Source organism: Marisediminicola sp. LYQ134, assembly GCF_046599635.1.
Classification (GTDB): domain Bacteria; phylum Actinomycetota; class Actinomycetes; order Actinomycetales; family Microbacteriaceae; genus Marisediminicola.
In genome coordinates this window covers 178,623-194,377 of record NZ_JBKIWP010000001.1, presented here as the reverse complement: position 1 = coordinate 194,377, position 15,755 = coordinate 178,623, and the positions used below count along the sequence as shown (strand labels likewise).

The window sequence follows — 15,755 nt, the reverse complement described above, 5'->3', positions numbered from 1 at the left end:
CACCGCACGCGCGACTAGACGTAGCGCCGCGGAACCGTCCAGTGGCTGCCGAACTCGGCGTCGTACCGCGAGGGGGCGAACGGGCTCTCGCCCCCGGCCGGATAGCTCGTGAGTTCGCCGAACACGACCCGGTCGGGCAGGTCATAGAGGTCGACGCGAACGAAGTCGGTCTCGGCAGACAGGCGCCTCGCGACATCGAGCATCTCGCCGAGGCGGTCGGGTCGCGCCGGTGTCGGATCTGCCCACCGAGGCCCGCCGCTGAGGGGCACGTGGTTCCACTCGGGGTCGAAGAAGTCTTGAGTGCGCGAACCGAAGCGCGCGGCATCCACCTGGATGTAACGGCACCGACCGTGGAACATGAAGAACTTGAGGTCGGGCGGGATGCCGCCGTCGGAACCCTCGAGCAACTCTTCGACGATGACGCGCCGTGGCACTCGACCGTAGGCCCACTCGCGATTGGGCCCCTGCCCGTAGAGCTTGGTGAGCCACACCCGGGCGATGGCCGCGAGGTGACGCCGGTCGGCGGCGCCGGGCGCGACGTGCCGGTACACCCACCCCCACTCGGCTCGCGGAAGCTCGGCGCCTGCGGGTGCCGACGCAGACACGACGATCGCCGCCCCGCTGCCGTGCGTGGGTTTGACGACGAACGCGTCGGGCAGGTCGACGCTCTCGAGGGCGGCCGAGTCGTCGACGATCGCGTAGGCCCGCGGCAGATACGCGGCACCGACGCGCGACGCCACGTAGTCACGCACGGCCGCCTTGTCGGCGAACGTCACGATGAGTTCGCGCCGGTCGCGCAGCATCTTGTAGCGCACCTTCTCGGTGAAGGTGACCGGATGCCGCGTGCGCACGAGTCTCGCGAGGCGCACGAGTCGGCTCCGTTCCCGCACGACACGGGCACGGCGAACCAGGGCGGAGCGGGCCACGACCGCGGCGCTCAGAGGTCGAGAACGAGTCGCGGGCACGCCGCTCGGGAAACGCAGATCATCATCGTGTCTTGCCCGTCTTGCTCGTCGGGGGTGAGCACGGAGTCGCGATGCTCGATCTCGCCGTCGAGCACGGGGGTCTCGCACGTGCCGCACGTGCCGACCCGACACGACGACACCACGAGCACGCCCTGCTCTTCGACGACCTCGAGGATGGTGCGATCGAGCGGAACCTCGAGGGTCATCCCCGAGAGCGCGAGTTCGACCTCGAACGGCTCCTGCCACACGGGTTCGCCGAACTCCTTGGCCTCGAAGTGCTCGATGTGCAGTCTCGACGTCGGCCACTCGGCGCACGCGCTCTCGACAGCCTCGATGAGGCGCGTGGGGCCGCAGCAGTAGAGCACGGTGTCGGCGTCGAGGCCCGCGATGAAGGCCGCGAGGTCGAGGCGGGCCCCCTCGTCGCGGGCGTGCACCCGCACCCGGTCGCCGTATGCGGCGGTGAAATCATCCGCGAAGGCCATCGTCGAGCGTGATCGCCCGGCGAAATCGAGGGTGAAGTCGACACCCGAGGCCGCGGCCGCCGCGGCCATCGAGACGAACGGCGTCACGCCGATCCCGCCCGCGAGGAACGCGACGCGCGCCCCCGGCTTCGACTCGAAGGCGAAGTGGTTGCGCGGTCCGCGGATGCGCACGGGGCTGCCGACGGTGAGAGTGTCATGGATGACGGCGGAGCCACCCCGACCGTCGGTCTCGCGCAACACGGCGACGCGGTAGCGCGCCCGATCGGCGACATCGCCGCACAGGGAGTACTGCCGCACGATCGGGCCGTCGGGGGTCGGCAGCAACACGTCGATGTGCGAACCGGGGGTCCACGCCGGCAGGTCGCGGCCGTTGACCGCGACGAGATCGATCGCGACGATGTCGTTCGCGACCGTCGTCGTCGCCTCGACGACACAGTCGCGTTCGACGTCGCTGAAGAAACTCACTGCGCCTCCTCCATCTCGAGCGCGAGCGCCGGGTCCCAGACGCTGTCGAGGTCGCGCACCGCGAAGTGCTCTTTGACCACGAAGAGGCGGTAGGGCTCGCCGTCGGGCGAGAACCAGCGGTGCGGAGAGCCCCCCACGTAGTAGAGCGAGTCTTCGGGCGCGAGCTCGAAGGTGCCCTGGTCGGCGAGGTCGACGACACAGCGCCCCGAGATCACGTGCAGGAACTCGTCTTCGTCGTGCTGGTGATATTCGCCCGGGTCGGCGTTGCTCGCGGTGAAGAGCATGGGGTGGAAGCGGCGATCGCCCTGAACGAGGAGCCTCGCGTGACCCAGGCTGTATGGCCCCGTGTCTCCCTCGCCCGCGCGCACGAGCGTGGGGGTCGAAGCGACGAGGCCGCGAGCGAGGTCTGCGGCACCCGAGAGCAACTCGAGCTGGCTGCTGCCGAGCGCCCGCGCGATCTTCTCGAGCGACACCATGCTCGGCCTCGTGAGACCGCGCTCGAGCTGGGAGAGGAACGGGTGCGAGAGGTCGGCGAGCGCCGCGAGCTGCACGAGGGTGAGCTGGCGCGAGCGCCGCATCGCCCGGATGTGCTGCCCCAGGAGATGCTCGTGGCTGGGCGACTCGGTGTCCATGGCCTCTGACTATAGGGGGCGGAATCCGGGCCCCGGTGCACGGTGGCGCGAGCATCACCGCACTGCCGGGAGGGAGCTCCCGCCAATTAACGAGGCGGGAATGATCGCGACACACGACCGAAACGAGGCGTGCGTAAATTCGCCGATGTTGAGGCCATCAACATTTTGCACCGCCCGCCCCCGGCGAGGAGATTCGTGATTCTTCCACTCCCCCTCACGCTCTTGCGAGGAGCGACGCTGCCCGACGGGCGCGTCGTCGACGTCGAGATCGAGGCCGACACCGTGACGGCGATTCTGCCCGCGGGTGACGCCGCGCCGACATCCGCCGAGCTCGACCTCACCGGATTCGTGCTGCTCACGGCGACCGCCGACCCGCACTCCCACCTCGACAAGGCCCGCTCGTGGGACGCCATCCGACCCCCGATGGGCGACCTGCTCTCGGCCATCAACTCGTGGCGCGACTACACGGCCACGATGACCGAAGCGGATGTCGCCGGCCGAGCCCGCGCACAAGTGCTCGCGATGCTCCGCCAGGGCACCACCGCGATCCGCTCCCACGTCGACGTGCTGCGTGGAGCCGACCCGCTCCTGTGCGCCCGCGCCCTCGTGAGCGTGCGGAACGAGCTCGCCGACCTCGTCGACCTCGAACTCGTCGTGCTCGCCGGCCCCGAGACCCCCGACGTCCACGTCGAGGCGGCCCTCGACCTCGGGCTCGACCTCGTGGGCGGTGCACCGCATCTCGCCGACGACCCGAGCGCCGACCTCCGCCGCCTCCTCGCGATCGCCGAGCGCCGCGGGTCGGGGGTCGACCTCCACACCGACGAGTCGCTCGACGGCGCCGTGACCCTCGGCGAGTTCGCGGCGATCGTGCGGGGCTGGACCCAGAACGTCTCCGCCGGCCACTGCGTGCGGCTCGGCACCCTCCTCCCGGCCGAGCGCGACGCCGTGATCGCCGAGGTGGTCGCGTCGCGCATCGGAATCATCGCGAACCCCATCACCAACCTCTACCTCCAGGGCTGGGACCACGACTCCTCGGTGCCGCGCGGTCTCACAGCCGTGCGCGAGCTCCTCGACGCGGGGGCCCGATTCGCGGCCGGCGCAGACAACGTGCGCGACCCGTTCAACCCGCTCGGTCGCAGCGACGCCCTCGAAACCGCCATGCTCCTCGTCGCCGCGGGCCACCTCACGATCGACGAAGCGGTGACGGCGGTGAGCGACGGAGCGCGCGAGGTCATGGGCCTGCCCGTGGCGGGGGCGACCGTCGGCGCGAAAGCCGAGTTCCTCGCGGTGCGCGGAACGAGCCTCGCGGATGTCGTCGCCGACGCTCCCGCCGACCGCCACGTCATCCACGCCGGGCGCCTCGTCGCCACCACGACCGTCACGAGTCGAGTCGCCGCCGCGGCCTCCCTCGTATCGCAGACCACCGCCCCCGTGTCGGAGAGATGAGCAGCATGTCCATCGCACCAAGCATCGACCGCCCCAAGACGTCGACCGAACCGCTCCTCGACTTCTCGAACGTCGCCATGAGGTTTCCGAACGGCACCGTCGCCCTCTCGGGTGTCGACCTCACGGTCGGTCGCGGTGAGTTCGTCACCGTCGTCGGGCCGAGCGGATGCGGCAAGAGCACCCTCCTCCGCATCGCGTCGGGCCTCGAGACGGCGAGCGAGGGCGAGGCGATCCTCCGCACCAAGCGTGTCGGCTACGTGTTCCAAGACGCGACGCTCCTCCCCTGGCGCACCGTGCAGCAGAACGTCGAGCTGCTCGCCGAACTCAACAAACAACCGAAGAAGCAGCGGGCCGCGAGCGCGAAGGCGGCCATCGACCTCGTCGGGCTCGCGGGCTTCGAGAAGAACCTCCCGAAGGAGCTCTCGGGCGGCATGAAGATGCGCACGTCGCTCGCGCGATCATTCACCCTCGACCCCGAACTCTTCCTCTTCGACGAACCCTTCGGGGCTCTCGACGAGATCACGCGCGAACGCCTCGGCGACGAACTGCTCCGCATCTTCGCCGAGCAGCAGTTCGCCGGGCTCTTCATCACCCACTCCGTGGCCGAAGCGGTGTACCTCTCCACGAGGGTCGTGGTCATGAGCGGTCGGCCGGGAAAGATCGTCGACACGTTCGAGGTTCCCTTTCCGAACCCTCGCGACCCCGACATCCGCTTCACCCCGGAGTTCGCCGCCCTCTGCGGCGAAGTCTCGCACGCACTGAGAGAAGGTCACTCGTGAGCACAGCAGTGAAATCCGCGGTGTCGAACACCCAGCCCGCGACCGTGAGCGTGGGGGCGAGATCGAGCAGCCTGGCCAAGCGCGTGGGGCCGCCACTCATCGTCTTCGTGCTCATCATGGTCGGCTGGTACATCGTCGCGAGCTACCTCGAGAGTGTGAACCGGTCGTTCCTGCTGCCGCTGCCGCACCGCATCGTGACGGAGTCGTTCTTTCCGACGAACGGGGCGGAAGGCATCGCCCCCGACCTCCTCCGCGCCCTCGCGCTGTCGACCCAGGTCGCTCTCGTCGGGCTCGCGATCTCGATCGTCATCGGAATCGTCTGGGCCGTGCTCATGTCGCAAGCCCGCTGGGTCGAGCGGTCGCTCTTCCCCTACGCCGTCATCCTCCAGTGCATCCCGATCCTCGCCCTCGTTCCCCTCATCGGTGTCACGATCGGCTACAGCTTCGAAGCCCGCATCCTCGTGTGCATTCTCATCTCGCTCTTCCCGATGGTCTCCAACACCCTGTTCGGGTTGCAGTCGGTCGACCGCAGCCAGCGCGAACTCTTCAAACTGCAGAGCGCGAGCCGCTTCACGGTGCTCACCAAACTGCAGTTTCCGAACGCCATGCCCGCGATCTTCGCCGGGATGCGCATCTCGGCGGGGCTCTCGGTCATCGGGGCGATCGTCGGCGACACGTTCTTCCGTCGCGGACAACCCGGTCTCGGCAACCTCATCAGCGTCTACGCCTCGCGCGTGCAGACCGAGGAGCTCTACGCCTCGGTCATCACGGCGGCGCTCCTCGGCGTCGTGATCTTCCTCGTCTTCGGGCTCATCGGCAAACTCGCCGTCGGCCGCTGGTACGAACAGACCACCTAGACCCTCCCTCCCCGCTCCACTCCCCGCCGCAGCATCCGCCTCACCCCGCCCACTCAAGGAGAACCATGCACACACCAGTCCGTCGCACCATCGCGGCCGTCGGCGCTCTCGCCGCCGTCGTCGCCCTCGCCGGTTGCGCATCAGGAGAGGAGGAGGCCGCTCCCCGAGACGACATGGAGATCGGCGCCATCGACCTCTCGGAGAACTGCCCCTCGACCGTCGTCATCCAGACAGACTGGAACCCCGAGTCGGAGCACGGCACGCTCTACGAGCTGCTCGGCGAGGACTACACCGTCGACGCAGACCTCAAGTCGGTCTCGGGGCCGCTCATGGCGAGCGGTGAGTACACCGGTGTCGACGTGGAGATCCGCTCCGGCGGGCCGGCGATCGGCTTCCAGACCGTCGCCGCCCAGATGTATCAGGACACCGACATCACGATCGGATACGCCGGCACCGACGGACAGGTGCAGCAATCGGCCGACCTCCCCACCAAAGCCTTCATCGCCCCGCTCGACATCAACCCGCAGATGATCATGTGGGACCCGGAGACCTACCCCGGTGTCAGCTCGATCGCCGAACTCGGCGAAGAGCTCGGCGACAACGTCGTGCGCTACTTCGACGGCGCCGCCTACATGGAGTACCTCATCGCCGACGGCCAGCTGTCGCGCGAGCAGGTCGACGGCTCGTACGACGGCACCCCGGCGAACTTCGTCGCCGCCGCGGGCGCCGACGGTCAGCAGGGCTTCGCGAGCGCAGAACCGTTCGTCTACGAGAACGAGGTCGAGAGCTGGAACAAGCCCGTCGAGTTCGAACTCATCCACGACGCCGGGTGGACCGCTTACGCCGGCGCCCTCTCGGTGCGCAGTGCCGAGTTCGAAGAGCTCAGCCCGTGCCTCGCCGACATCACGCCGGTGTTCCAGCAGGCGACCGTCGACTTCTACACCGAGCCGGCCGCCGCGACCGAGGTCATCCTCGACCTCGTCGAGCAGTACGACACGGGGTGGGTCTACTCCCAGGAGGTCGCCGACTTCTCGGTGCAGCAGCAGGTCGACCTCGGTCTCGTCGGCAACGCCGACAACGAGACCGTCGGTGACTTCGACCTCGACCGCGTTCAGGGCATCCTCGACACGATGAGCCCCATCGCGACCGACCTCGGCACCCCGCCGGCCGACGGACTCTCCGTCGACGACCTCGTGACCAACGAGTTCATCGACGACTCCATCGGAATGCCGTAACGGCACGGAAGCCACGATCATGACGACACCCCCGGTGACCTCGACCTCCGCCCGCCTCGCGGGCGCGCGGGCCGTCGTCACCGGGGGTGCTCGCGGCATCGGGGCGCACATCGCCGAGAGGTTGAGCGCCGACGGTGCCGACGTGGCGATCCTCGACAGACTCACCGAACGAGGCGAACCCACCGCCGAGCGCATCGGCGGCCGGTTCATCGACGTCGACCTCCTGCATCCGCTCTCGACGATCGCCGCCATGAAGACGGCCATCGCGCACCTCGGCGGCATCGACATCCTCGTCAACAACGCGGGCATCCTGCGCCTCACGCCCCTGCTCGACATCTCGGTCGAAGAGTGGGATCACGTGTTCGACATCAACACGCGGCCCATGCTCGTGACGACCCAGATCGCCGCACGATCGATGATCTCGGCGGGCACCGCGGGCACGATCATCAACATCGCGAGCATGGCGGGCAAGAGCGGCGGTGCGGGGCAAGCGCACTACGCCGCGTCGAAAGCCGCCGTCATCGCCCTCACGCGCGTGTCGGCGCTCGAGCTCGGCGAACACGACATCACCGTCAATTGCGTGTGCCCCGGATACATCCTCACCGAGATGGGCGCGGCCACGAGAACGGATGCCGACGTCGAACGCTGGTCGTCGTTCTCCCCGCTCGGGCGGCTCGGCACCCCCGCCGACGTCTCGGGGGTCGTGGCTTTCCTCGCGTCGAGCGACTCCGACTATCTCACCGGTCACGCGATCGACGTCTCCGGCGGCATGGCCGCCCAGTGACCGAGCCGCTCGCCGCGACACCGCGCCTCTCTCCCCCGCTCCTCTCCACCCAGACCACAACCACCCTCTGCTGTAAGGAATCCGCATGACGGTCGAAGACCTCCACACCGAACTCGTCGAGCTACTCGGGCCTCGCGGCGCGACGGTCGAGATGCGCGCGCGCGAGAAGGCATCCGTCGACGGAGCCAAGATGTCGCCGATCATCACCGAGCTGCTCCCCCTCGGTCTCGCCGACATCGTGGCCTTCCCGACGAGCGCCGAGCAGGTCGCCGAGGTCGTCGCGGCCGCCGTGCGCCACGGCGTGGGCATCACCCCGCGCGGCAAGGGCACCGGCAACTACGGTCAGGGGATCCCCCTTCAGGGCGGCCTCGTGCTCGACCTCTCGAAGGCGCGCGCGATCGTGGAGGTCGGCGACGGCACCATCACGGCCGAGGCGGGCGCCCCGATGATCGCGCTCGAGCAAGCCGCACGCGAGAGCGGACAGGAGTTGTGGATGTATCCGTCCACAGCCCAGTCGAGCCTCGGCGGTTTTCTCTCCGGAGGCTCCGGAGGCACCGGCTCGATCCTGCACGGCGCCAACCACCAGGGATTCGTCGTCGCGCTCGACGTGGTGTTCGGCGGCCCGGAACCGGAACTCGTGCACGTCGAGGGAGACGAAGCCCAGAAGTTCGTGCACAACTACGGCACCGCGGGCATCATCGCGCGCGCGACCGTGCGACTCGACCCCGTGCAGGACTGGGTCGCGTTCTACGCGAGCTTCGACGACTTCTCGGGTGTGCTCGCGACCATCCGCGAGGTCGGCGGCGTGCACCCGACACCGCGACTCGTGTCGGGCGACCTTGCCGAGATCGCCGCGACCCTGCCCGCCGACCCGGCGATCCCCGAGGGCCGCGCGAGCCTCCGCGCGATTCTCGAGAGGTCGACCCTCGACGCCGCCCGCGGACTCGTCGAGGCCGCGGGAGGGGTCGTCGAAGAGGTGCGTGAGGGGCCGACGGCGTGCGTGCGATTGAGCACCCTCTCGTACAACCACCCGATCGAGTGGTTGCAGAAGAGCGCGCCCGGCACCTACTTCCACCTCGAGGTCGGCGGACACGCGCTCGTCGACCGGATCGACGAGGTGCACGCGGTCTACCGCGGCGGGATGCTGCACATCGAATCCCAGCACCGCGGCCCCATCGGCATGCTCGCGGGTGTCTATGAGAGCCCCGAGCAGGTCTACGCGGGCATCGACGCCCTCCGCGAGCTCGGTGTCGGCGTGCACAGCCCGCACCAGTGGTTCGTCGACTTCGAGGTCGAGCGCACCCTCGCGACCGCGCGCGAGACCGACCCCCTCGGGTTGCTCAACCCCGGAAAGCTCGTCGCCGAGGTGACCGCTCCCGGCGCCGGCAAGGTCGCGTCGGGCGAGAGCGCGCCGCGCGCGACCTCGTCGGGAACCCTCGTGCCCGAGTCCGTGTCGAGCGCGTCGTGACGGGCACCGCGTCGCGGCGCCTCGACGAACTCTCGGGCACCGCCGTGACCGAGCGCCTCACCGAGGACTCGATCATCGTGCTCCCCACGGGAGCGATCGAGCATCACGGGCCGCATCTGCCGCTCTCGACCGACGCTCTGCTCGCGGGTGCACTCGCGGGCGCCGCCGTCGATCGGGCCGCCGACGCGGGCCTCGACATCTGGATCCTGCCCACCCTCACCTACACGAAGTCCGACGAGCACCACTGGGCTCCCGGCACGGTGTGGTTGAACTGGGACACCCTCATGGCGACGCTCGTCGACATCGGCAGGTCGATCGCCGCGACCCCCGCCCGCACCCTCGTCTTCATGAACGGGCACGGCGGAAACGGCGCTCTCCTGCAAGTGGCCAATCGCGAGCTGCACCGGCGTTTCGGCCTCAAGACCTTCACGATGCCCGCGGGCATCCAGCGCGCGGGCGCCGGCGGTGACGCGGGAGCGGATGAGGCGGGGCTCGGAATCCACGCCGGCCACGGCGAGACCTCCCTCGTGCTCCACGTGCGCCCCGACCTCGTCGACATGACGCGCGCCGAACGCAACGTGCCCGAGCACATCGGGGCGATGGAGTTCATCGGGTTCAACAACAAGCCCGTGTCGTTCGGTTGGCTCAGCAACGATTTCGGGGCGAGCGGCGTCATCGGCGACCCGACGGCCGCGACGGCGGAGGCGGGTGCCGCGCTCTTCGAGGAATCGGTCGCCCGTTCGGTCGACGCCCTCCTCGAGATCTCCCGGTTCACGTTCGAGGTGCCGCCCTCGGGGCCGACACCGTGACCGATCAGCCGGCGGCCGCGACCGCGGCCGACGACACCCTGCACGCCGACCCTCACGAGATCGCCCGGCACTGGCTGCCGGGCAACGAGCACCCCGATCGCCCGCAGATCACCCTCGTGACGAACGGGCTCGACGGCTACCCGACCGGGCGCACAGTGTTGCTCTCCGAAGTGACCGACACGGGCTTCGCATTCCACACCGACGCGCGCTCGCGCAAAGCCCTCGAGATCGAGGCGGATGCCCGCGTCTGCATCGTCATCGTCTGGCCCGACTTCTACCGGCAGCTCGTCATCCACGGCGAAGCCCGTCGGCAATCCGAGGAGCGCATCGCCGCGGCATATCACCGTCGATCGCCCTACCTCAAGCAGCTCGCGTGGGTAAACGACGCCGACTACGCGCGATTGCCCTACGACGAGAGGGTCGCGCGATGGAGTGACGCGGCTGCGACGCATCCGGAGGGCCCCGTCGAGCCGTCACCGACATGGGTCGGGTTCGACGTCGTGCCCGCGCGCTACCTCTTCTGGGAGTCCTCGCCCGTAACGGCGAGCCGCCGCACGGAGTTCCGGCGCAATGGATCGGGTGCTGACGCGCCCGTTTCGTGGGCGGTCGATCACCTGCCAGGCTGAACGGGTGTCCCGCCCGATCATCCGCGTCTCCGCGGCCCTCATCGTCGACGAGTTCGGCCGCGTGCTGCTCGTGCGCAAACACGGCACCACGATGTTCATGCAACCGGGGGGCAAACCCGAGCCGGGAGAGTCGGCCGCGGATGCCCTCGCTCGCGAGCTGCTCGAAGAGGTCGGGTTGCGCGTCGACCCCGCCGACCTCGACTTCATCGGCAGTTTCGAGGCAGACGCCGCCAACGAGCGGGGGCACGCTCTCGTCGCCGAGATGTTCGCGGTGCGGGTGAGCGCGCCCGTGATCGTGACGGCGGCCGCCGAGATCGCGGAGCTGCGCTGGTTCGCCGTCGACGAGCTCGGGGGGCCGACGATCGCCCCGCTCACGAGAGACACCGCCCCCGCGCTCGTGCGGCGGGGCGCCTGAGTCAGGAGCGCAGCGCGCTCCCGACCTCGGCGAGCGCGTCGGCGAACCGCAGCTCGCCGCCCGCGCCACCCCCACCCGAGAGGTTGACACCCGCGACCCCGTCGACGTCGAGCAATCGACGGCTCAGCTCGATCGCGGCCGAGATGCCCGCCGCCGTCGGAGAATCGGCGGCGAAGATGCCGTCGAGGTAGCCGGGCGGCAGCACGAGAGACGGAAAACTCGCGAGGAGCGCGGCGCTCTCGACGTCGACGACGATCGGAACGCACGCGATGAAACGCAGCCCGCTGCCGAGGGCCCGGGCCTCGGCGATGAACGCGCGCACCGGCTCGACTCCCCCGGCGTGGTTGACGAAGCAGACCTCCGCGCCCGCCCGCTCCTTCTCTCGCAGCCGCTCCGCGCGACGGTCCATCGGGGGCGTCGCGGGCGACTCCCCCACCGAGACGAGGTGCCCGGCCGCCCGGGCGACGGCCGCGAGGCGGGTCGAGTCGAGGTCGAACACGGGGCGCGCGTCGGGTCTCGACCCCGTCGCCGTGTGGTCTCCCGTCACGCAGTGCACGCCCGAGACTCCGACGTGGGCGAGGCCGGCCAGCTCGCCCTCGAGGGCGACCCTGTTGCGATCGCGGCAGTTGAGCCCCGTCCAGACCTCGAGGCCCGCGGCGCGGATGAGCTGCGCGCGGTAGGTGGGCGAGAACTGCACGCGTGAGCGTGCGGAATCGCCGGCGAGCACCGCATCCGTCGACCCCGCGAGGATGTCTGCGCACTCGCGGATCGAGTCGGCGGCGAGTGCCCGCGCCGGAAAGTCACCCACGACCACCCGCCCCGACCCCAGGAGCGCGCGCATCCGGTCGGCGGGAGTGTGCGGGATGGGCGACGCGTCGTTCGCGGGTGGGCCTGCCGACGCGGGGTCGAAGAGAGGACCGAGGGCGGGGTCGAGCGCGCGGTTCGATGCCGGCCGCTCACGCGACCAGCGCACGGTGGCGACGTCGAGGAACACGCACGCGTGCTCGGCGACCTCGCACCGACCGTCGCCCTCGACCCCGCCGCACGGGCCGAACTCCATCGACTTGGGGCACTCGGGTGCTCGCACGATCTCGGTCTCGGGTGGCACGACATCCCCTCTCGACCGGTGTGCACGGCACGCTACCCCCGGTGTGTTTCGACGGTGTGACCAGCCCGGGTACGACCGGCTCGGGTGCGACCGGCTCACTGCCGCACGCTGACAAACCCCCGAGCGTGACCAAACTCCGGCCACCGGGGTGCCGAACCCCCCACGCCCCGCCACAGCGGCGAGCGCACGAAGGAGAAGACGATGACCGAGATCACCGCGCACCACGGACTGTTTAAAGACACCAACCTCCACGTCGACGACACCGGAGGGTCGGGTCGCCCCGTCGTCCTCATCCACGGCTGGCCGCTCTCGGGCGAATCGTGGTCGGAGCAGGTGACGGCCTTCACCGCCGCGGGACACCGCGTGATCACTTACGACCGCCGCGGCTTCGGGCGCAGCGACAAGCCCAAGACCGGCTACAGCTACGACACGCTCACCGAAGACCTCCACACTCTCCTCACCGAGCTCGACCTCACCGACGTCACGCTCGTCGGGTTCTCGATGGGTGGCGGCGAGGTGGCGCGCCACTTCACCAAGTACGGCGACGAGCGCATCCGCAGCGTCGTGTTCGCCTCCGCCGTTCCGCCGTACCTCATGACGACCGACGACAACCCCGAGGGACCCCTTTCGCCGAGCGCCGCCGAAGAGATGACGGCGCAGCTCACCGCGAGCGAGGAATCGTTCTACGAGCAGTTCACGACCGATTTCTTCTCCGTCGACGGTGAGCTCAAGGTGACCGAGCGGCAGCGTCAGGATGCCCTCGACCTCGCGTTGCAGTCGAGCAAGGTCGCGGCGCTCGCGTGCATGGCGGCGTTCGGGTCGACCGACTTCCGCGACGACCTGCCCCGGGTCACCGTTCCCACGCTCGTGATCCACGGCGACGGTGACGGCACCGTGCCGTTCGAGGGCTCGGGAGCGCGCACGCACGCCGCGATCGCGCACAGCGAGCTCGTCGTCATCCCCGGGGCACCGCACGGCGTCAACGTGAGCCACGCCGAGGAGTGGAATCGCGCCGTGCTCGAGTTCCTCGCGAAGTAGTCACGTGAGGCGCGGAACCGCTCGTTCCGCGCCCGCACCACCGCATCGCGGTCGCATAGTGTTCCTCTCCTCCGGGGTGAGCAACGATGTGCGACCGCGATGTCGCGTTGGGGCGCGTTCTCGGGCTCGACGTTCGGCGCGGGGATCGTCATTTCGGCGCTCGCGCGATAAAAGTCATGTCGTAATCGGGCGAACACGCCTACAGTGGGCACATCGCCGTGACCCCCGCGATCCTTTCGCGGCGCGCCCGCGGGAGGCATCGTCAGCGAGGCTCACCAAAGGACGCTCGAATGCCAGGACCACTGCGCACCCTCCGTTCCACCATCTACCGGTCGACGCGATTCGCGCACGTCGCCGAATTCATCTTCCGGCGGAACGACGCGTCGGAAGACGTCTACCCCGACGACCCGCCGCGCGGCCTCGTCGACGGACCCGACCCCGACCGGGTCGTCTTCATCGGCGAGCCAGGCGAGATCAGCCTCGGTGTGCGCTCCCACGAGCTCTCGCTGCCCGCGTTCTTCGCGCGCCATCTGGCGACCGTCACCTCGCGAGGGGTGTCGTGGTCGATCAGCCCGCTGCCGGGGTCGCGCATCGCCGAGGGACCGGGTGTCGTCGAGGGGCTCACGAACGACCTCGCGAAAGCCGACGCGGTCGTCATCCTCGCCGGCATCTCCGACACCCTCCGGATCATGGCAGCGACGACGTGGGAGAGGCACCTCCGGGCGACCCTCGCGGCGTTGCGCGAGCGGCTGCCCGTCACCGCGCAGATCGTGATCTCCGACATCCCGCCGCTCGACAACGCGGGCAGCATGTCGAAGGCTGCTCGAGTCGCTGCCGGCCACCACAGCAGGCTCCTCAACCGGCACACGCGACTCGTCGCCGCAGAGTTCCACGGGGTCACGGTCATGCTCTTCCCTCGCGAACTCACCGAGTCGGTGTGGCGGCCCGAAGGCGTCGAACAGCGATTCACCTTCACCTACCGCGTGTGGGGAAACCACCTCGCCGATGCCCTTCCGATCGACGCGAGTGTCATCGCCGGCTCCGGCTCCGACCCGGCACCCTCCGCTCCCCGCCCCCGCACCACCACCGCCGGCCCGAGACACGCCAGCACCTCCCTCGCGGAGTCGAGCAATGCCAGTCCGAGCGATACCAGTCAGAGCCGCGTGAGCCAGACACACGTGAGCCAGAGCCGCGCCCGCGCGAGGGACGAGGGCGGCGCGACCGCATCGACGCGCTGACAGTTCGGCGATAATGGCTCCATCCCACCCCGGAAGGACGTCATGTCTGCGCCCCTCGATCTGCTCGTCCACGCGACATCCGCCCTCGTCGACGGGGTGTTCCGCCCGGCGACGATCTCCGTGCGCGACGGGGTCATCGTCGACGTGGAACCCCTCCACGACGGCACGGGCGAGTGGATCGACGCGGCCGAGATCGTGACCCTCGACGCCGACACCGTGCTCGTGCCCGGGCTCGTCGACAGCCACGTGCACGTGAACGAACCGGGCCGCACCGAGTGGGAGGGCTTCGCGAGCGCCACGCGCGCCGCGGCATCCGGCGGTGTCACGACGATCGTCGACATGCCGCTCAACAGCATCCCGGCGACGGTCGACGTCGACGCCCTCGACACGAAGCAGGATGTCGCGAGACCCCAGTCGTTCGTCGACGTCGGTTTCTGGGGCGGGGCGATCCCGGCCAGTCTCGGCTCGCTCGCGCCACTCCACGATCGCGGGGTCTTCGGCTTCAAAGCCTTCCTCGCCCCGTCGGGTGTCGACGAGTTTCCTCACCTCGACAGTGCGGGCCTCGACGAGGCCCTGGCCGAGGTGGCCGCGCTCGGTTCGGTGCTCATCGTGCACGCGGAAGACCCCGACGAGCTCGCGAGGCACGAGAAGCACGGGGGGCGCGACTACCGGGCTTTCGAGGCCTCCCGCCCCGACTCCGTCGAGACGGTCGCGATCGATCGCGTCATCGCGGGCGTGCGCCGCACCGGCGCGCGCGCCCACATCCTGCACCTGTCGAGCGCGGCCGCCCTCCCCGCCCTCGCCGCCGCACGCGCCGACGGCCTCCCGATCACCGTCGAGACGTGCCCCCACTACCTGTGCCTCACCGCCGAGGAGATCCCCGACGGCGCGACCCAGTTCAAGTGCTGCCCTCCCATTCGCGACAGCGCCAATCGCGATGCCCTCTGGCAGGGTCTCACCGACGGCGTCATCGACATCATCGTCTCCGATCACTCCCCGAGCACGCGCGAACTCAAGTTCGCGCACGATGGCGACTTCGGCGTCGCGTGGGGCGGAATCGCGGGGCTCCAGGTCGGGCTCACGGCGGTGTGGGCCGAGGCGCACCGGCGCGGCATCTCGCTCGAGAGCGTCGTGGAGTGGATGTCTCGCGGCCCCGCCGACTTCCTCGGTCTCCCCGCGAAGGGTCGCATCGCGGTCGGCGCCGATGCCGACCTGTCGGTGTTCGTGCCGACGTGGGCGTCGACCGTCGACGCGACCCGGCTCGAGCACAAGAACGCCGTCTCGGCGTTCGACGGCGCCGGTGTGCTCGGCCGCGTCGACGACGTGTGGTTGCGCGGTCGCCGCATCGACATCGACGGGCTCCCCTCCGGAGCACTCCTCGAGCGCCCCGCATCCTGACGAGCGGCGA

16 protein-coding genes are annotated in these 15,755 nt (G+C 69.7%); 12 read left to right on the top strand and 4 right to left on the bottom strand.

The genetic code is table 11. The annotated features are described in order from the left end of the window. Positions 1-14: 14 nt before the first annotated feature. The 3 genes from ACLHIH_RS00920 to ACLHIH_RS00910 form a co-directional block, all read right to left on the bottom strand. Positions 15-869, bottom strand: coding sequence for an ATP-grasp fold amidoligase family protein (locus ACLHIH_RS00920; RefSeq protein ID WP_411314844.1), 855 nt, complete (start codon positions 867-869; stop codon positions 15-17). A gap of 68 nt (positions 870-937) precedes the next feature. Next, positions 938-1,912, bottom strand: coding sequence for a PDR/VanB family oxidoreductase (locus tag ACLHIH_RS00915; RefSeq protein WP_411314843.1), 975 nt, complete (start codon positions 1,910-1,912; stop codon positions 938-940). Next, positions 1,909-2,544 (bottom strand): helix-turn-helix domain-containing protein, encoded by a 636-nt coding sequence (locus ACLHIH_RS00910; RefSeq protein WP_411314842.1) that lies wholly within the window; start codon positions 2,542-2,544, stop codon positions 1,909-1,911. The genes ACLHIH_RS00915 and ACLHIH_RS00910 overlap by 4 nt, the downstream gene beginning before the upstream one ends. A gap of 195 nt (positions 2,545-2,739) precedes the next feature. Here ACLHIH_RS00910 and ACLHIH_RS00905 point away from each other — a divergent pair, with 195 nt between their 5' ends. The 9 genes from ACLHIH_RS00905 to ACLHIH_RS00865 all read left to right on the top strand — a co-directional run bounded on the left by ACLHIH_RS00905 (position 2,740) and on the right by ACLHIH_RS00865 (position 10,963). After that, positions 2,740-3,990: an amidohydrolase family protein gene (locus ACLHIH_RS00905; RefSeq protein ID WP_411314841.1), complete on the top strand. Its 1,251-nt coding sequence runs from the start codon at positions 2,740-2,742 to the stop codon at positions 3,988-3,990. A gap of 5 nt (positions 3,991-3,995) precedes the next feature. Further along, complete coding sequence (locus tag ACLHIH_RS00900) at positions 3,996-4,769, top strand: ABC transporter ATP-binding protein (protein ID WP_411314840.1); 774 nt, start codon at positions 3,996-3,998, stop codon at positions 4,767-4,769. After that, positions 4,766-5,626: an ABC transporter permease gene (locus tag ACLHIH_RS00895; protein ID WP_411314839.1), complete on the top strand. Its 861-nt coding sequence runs from the start codon at positions 4,766-4,768 to the stop codon at positions 5,624-5,626. The genes ACLHIH_RS00900 and ACLHIH_RS00895 overlap by 4 nt, the downstream gene beginning before the upstream one ends. A 65-nt stretch (positions 5,627-5,691) precedes the next feature. Beyond that, a complete protein-coding gene (locus tag ACLHIH_RS00890) occupies positions 5,692-6,861 on the top strand; it encodes an ABC transporter substrate-binding protein (protein ID WP_411314838.1) in 1,170 nt (389 codons plus the stop codon). 19 nt (positions 6,862-6,880) lie between these two features. Then, positions 6,881-7,645, top strand: a complete 765-nt coding sequence (locus ACLHIH_RS00885) for an SDR family NAD(P)-dependent oxidoreductase (RefSeq protein ID WP_411314837.1) — start codon at positions 6,881-6,883, stop codon at positions 7,643-7,645. Between the two features lie 85 nt (positions 7,646-7,730). Continuing rightward, a complete protein-coding gene (locus tag ACLHIH_RS00880) occupies positions 7,731-9,113 on the top strand; it encodes an FAD-binding oxidoreductase (RefSeq protein WP_411314836.1) in 1,383 nt (460 codons plus the stop codon). After that, complete coding sequence (locus tag ACLHIH_RS00875; protein ID WP_411314835.1) at positions 9,110-9,922, top strand: creatininase family protein; 813 nt, start codon at positions 9,110-9,112, stop codon at positions 9,920-9,922. The genes ACLHIH_RS00880 and ACLHIH_RS00875 overlap by 4 nt, the downstream gene beginning before the upstream one ends. Beyond that, positions 9,919-10,548, top strand: a complete 630-nt coding sequence (locus ACLHIH_RS00870) for a pyridoxamine 5'-phosphate oxidase family protein (protein WP_411314834.1) — start codon at positions 9,919-9,921, stop codon at positions 10,546-10,548. The genes ACLHIH_RS00875 and ACLHIH_RS00870 overlap by 4 nt, the downstream gene beginning before the upstream one ends. Before the next feature lie 4 nt (positions 10,549-10,552). Further along, positions 10,553-10,963: an NUDIX hydrolase gene (locus tag ACLHIH_RS00865; protein WP_411314833.1), complete on the top strand. Its 411-nt coding sequence runs from the start codon at positions 10,553-10,555 to the stop codon at positions 10,961-10,963. A gap of 1 nt (position 10,964) precedes the next feature. On the opposite strand, the gene ACLHIH_RS00860 is transcribed toward ACLHIH_RS00865, so the two are convergent. Further along, the gene (locus ACLHIH_RS00860) at positions 10,965-12,071 is read right to left on the bottom strand and encodes a methylenetetrahydrofolate reductase C-terminal domain-containing protein (RefSeq protein ID WP_411314832.1); all 1,107 of its coding nucleotides are present in this window, start codon (positions 12,069-12,071) and stop codon (positions 10,965-10,967) included. 201 nt (positions 12,072-12,272) lie between these two features. Between ACLHIH_RS00860 and ACLHIH_RS00855 the strand changes: the two genes are divergently transcribed. The 3 genes from ACLHIH_RS00855 (at position 12,273) to allB (ending at position 15,745) form a co-directional block, all read left to right on the top strand. Next, positions 12,273-13,109 carry an alpha/beta fold hydrolase gene (locus ACLHIH_RS00855; protein ID WP_411314831.1) on the top strand — a complete coding sequence of 279 codons (837 nt, stop codon included), beginning with the start codon at positions 12,273-12,275 and terminating at the stop codon, positions 13,107-13,109. Positions 13,110-13,399: 290 nt separating this feature from the next. Then, the gene (locus ACLHIH_RS00850; protein ID WP_411314830.1) at positions 13,400-14,347 is read left to right on the top strand and encodes a hypothetical protein; all 948 of its coding nucleotides are present in this window, start codon (positions 13,400-13,402) and stop codon (positions 14,345-14,347) included. 42 nt (positions 14,348-14,389) lie between these two features. Then, positions 14,390-15,745: an allantoinase AllB gene (allB, locus tag ACLHIH_RS00845; RefSeq protein WP_411314829.1), complete on the top strand. Its 1,356-nt coding sequence runs from the start codon at positions 14,390-14,392 to the stop codon at positions 15,743-15,745. The last annotated feature ends 10 nt before the right edge of the window (positions 15,746-15,755 follow it).